This is a genomic window from Streptococcus sp. (assembly GCF_019414905.1).
Classification (GTDB): domain Bacteria; phylum Bacillota; class Bacilli; order Lactobacillales; family Streptococcaceae; genus Streptococcus.
Window position 1 is genome coordinate 1 of record NZ_DXLC01000297.1, and the last position, 2,338, is coordinate 2,338.

The window sequence follows — 2,338 nt, forward strand, 5'->3', positions numbered from 1 at the left end:
GGTCATTGATACCCTTAATCCAGCGCAACAGATTATCAAAATCGTTGATGAGGAACTGACAGCCGTTTTAGGTTCTGATACGGCAGAAATTATCAAGTCACCTAAGATTCCTACAATCATCATGATGGTTGGTTTGCAGGGGGCTGGTAAAACAACTTTTGCTGGTAAATTGGCCAACAAACTTAAGAAAGAAGAAAATGCTCGTCCTTTGATGATTGCGGCGGATATTTATCGTCCAGCTGCCATTGACCAGTTGAAAACACTTGGACAACAGATTGATGTGCCTGTCTTCGCTCTTGGAACAGAAGTACCAGCTGTTGAGATTGTACGTCAAGGTTTGGAACAAGCCCAAGCCAATCATAATGACTATGTCTTGATTGATACGGCGGGTCGTTTGCAGATTGATGAGCTTCTCATGAATGAGCTTCGTGACGTGAAAGCACTAGCTCAACCAAATGAAATTCTGCTTGTTGTTGATGCCATGATTGGTCAAGAAGCGGCCAATGTTGCGCGTGAGTTTAATGCTCAGTTGGAAGTGACTGGGGTCATCCTTACCAAGATTGATGGCGATACTCGTGGTGGTGCTGCTCTATCTGTTCGTCACATTACTGGAAAACCAATCAAGTTCACTGGTACAGGTGAAAAGATTACGGACATCGAAACCTTCCACCCGGACCGTATGTCTAGCCGTATCCTTGGCATGGGGGATATGCTCACTTTGATTGAGAAAGCTTCTCAGGAATACGATGAGCAAAAAGCCCTTGAAATGGCTGAGAAGATGCGTGAAAACACCTTTGATTTCAATGATTTCATTGATCAGTTGGATCAGGTGCAAAACATGGGGTCGATGGAAGACTTGCTCAAGATGATTCCAGGTATGGCCAACAATCCAGCCCTTCAAAACATGAAGGTGGATGAGCGCCAGATTGCGCGCAAACGTGCCATTGTTTCTTCTATGACGCCTGAAGAGCGTGAAAATCCAGATTTGTTAAATCCAAGCCGTCGTCGTCGTATTGCCGCAGGTTCTGGAAATACATTTGTCGAAGTCAATAAATTCATTAAAGACTTTAACCAGGCTAAACAACTCATGCAAGGTGTTATGTCTGGCGACATGAACAAGATGATGAAGCAGATGGGAATCAATCCAAACAACCTTCCTAAAAATATGCCAAATATGGGAGGAATGGATATGTCTGCCCTTGAAGGAATGATGGGACAAGGTGGTATGCCTGACCTGTCAGCTCTCGGAGGAGCAGGAATGCCAGATATGAGTCAGATGTTTGGTGGCGGACTCAAAGGTAAAATTGGTGAATTTGCTATGAAACAGTCCATGAAACGCATGGCTAACAAAATGAAAAAAGCGAAGAAGAAACGTAAGTAAGACAAGGGAAGGCCGCAGGGCTTTCCTTTTTTAAAATGAGCACTTCCGTAATTGGAAATGCTCGTTTTTTGATGTGTTTAGACTCTTATACTCAATGAAAATCAAAGAGCAAACTAGGAAACTAGCCGCAGGCTGCTCAAAACACTGTTTTGAGGTTGTGGATAGAACTGACGAAGTCAGTAACCATATCTACGGCAAGGCGATGTTGACGTGGTTTGAAGAGATTTTCGAAGAGTATTAGTCTTTATTTTCGTATGGCAAGATCAAGTTCAAGATGGTTCCTGTCATGGCTGATAGGGCAGTACCTGAAAGTGTAACTGGACCAAGTTTAAGGATAGCTCCTCCAAGTCCAAGGACCAACATAGCACTTGCGATGATGAGGTTTCGCATTTGAGCGAAATCAACACGTTCTTTAATCAAAACTTTCAAACCGTTGCTGGCGATAACTCCATAGAGAAGGATTGACATACCACCAAGTACAGTTGACAAAGAGCCAAAAAAGGAACCAAAATGGTTCCTAAAACTATTATTAGTTACTTGCTCCAGATGTAGCGTCTGCGCCACCACCGTGGCCTCCATCATCACCTGAATCAGAAGCTCCAGATGTGGCATCTGCGCCACCGTGTCCTCCAGCAGGAGCTGCAGCATTTCCACCAACTAGACGTTGACCAGTTGTATTGAGGTACCAGTCAAGCCATGGTTGGAAATTAAAGATGATTTCATTGATTCCAGCATATGAACCATCTGGATAGTACATTGCTTGGTAATTATGGGTATTAATAACGCCTTCTGGTGTTCCTGGCACAATTGTACGGACATATTCTTGATCCCCGTTACGCAATACGCCGACAACCCATTCAACGTTTTTCATTCTAGAATCTGGCAATGTACCGTGTACTGTTCCTAATCTATTTCCTGATTGAGCACGTACACGTTTACCAAACATTGTATCTGGAT

At 43.6% G+C, this 2,338-nt stretch carries 3 protein-coding genes; 1 reads left to right on the top strand and 2 read right to left on the bottom strand.

The genetic code is table 11. The annotated features are described in order from the left end of the window. A partial coding sequence (ffh, locus tag QZ359_RS09005) for a signal recognition particle protein (RefSeq protein WP_293965899.1) occupies nt 1-1,381 on the top strand: 1,381 nt, incomplete at its 5' end. A 237-nt stretch (nt 1,382-1,618) separates the two neighbouring features. On the opposite strand, the gene QZ359_RS09010 is transcribed toward ffh, so the two are convergent. Next, the gene (locus QZ359_RS09010) at nt 1,619-2,029 is read right to left on the bottom strand and encodes a solute carrier family 23 protein (protein ID WP_365968101.1); all 411 of its coding nucleotides are present in this window, start codon (nt 2,027-2,029) and stop codon (nt 1,619-1,621) included. After that, nucleotides 1,911-2,338 (bottom strand): PAS domain-containing protein (locus QZ359_RS09015; RefSeq protein ID WP_293965900.1); only part of this gene is annotated, 428 nt, incomplete at its 5' end. The genes QZ359_RS09010 and QZ359_RS09015, both read right to left, overlap by 119 nt.

Coding starts and splice junctions, on each gene's coding strand:
- QZ359_RS09010 (WP_365968101.1), bottom strand. CDS start 2,029: ATGCTGCAGCTCCTGCTGGAGGACACGGTGGCGCAGATGCCACATCTG.